This is a genomic window from Citrobacter sp. TBCS-14, from assembly GCF_005280805.1.
In the GTDB taxonomy this organism is placed as follows: Bacteria; Pseudomonadota; Gammaproteobacteria; order Enterobacterales; family Enterobacteriaceae; genus Citrobacter; species Citrobacter gillenii.
This window is the reverse complement of the sequence record NZ_SZWM01000636.1, coordinates 1-279: the sequence shown is the minus strand read 5'-3', so window position 1 is coordinate 279 and position 279 is coordinate 1. Positions and strand designations below refer to the sequence as shown.

Annotated in this window: 1 protein-coding gene; it reads right to left on the bottom strand. The window is 47.3% G+C overall.

Translation table 11 applies throughout. The annotated features are described in order from the left end of the window. The coding region (locus tag FDX22_RS20365; RefSeq protein ID WP_146717692.1) for an aminotransferase class III-fold pyridoxal phosphate-dependent enzyme at positions 1 to 210 on the bottom strand (210 nt) is incomplete at its 3' end. Positions 211 to 279 lie beyond the last annotated feature (69 nt).

Genomic DNA, 279 nt, shown 5'->3' with positions numbered 1-279 from the left:
TTTGCTCGCCTGGTCGTTTAATGCCTCGCGCAATGCCGGATGGGCGTGACCCAGCGCGTTAACCGCAATGCCACCCGCGAAATCGATATACTCTTTACCCTGCTGATCCCACAGACGTGAACCTTCACCCCGCACCGGAATAAAAGGGGCCGGAGCGTATACAGGCATCATCCATTCATCAAAATTTTCACGCGTAATTGACAGAGACATAGCGACCTCAACGGTAAATAAAAGGTTATTTATATGTTAATAAATATAGTGTTTGCGGTGTAAATGTAG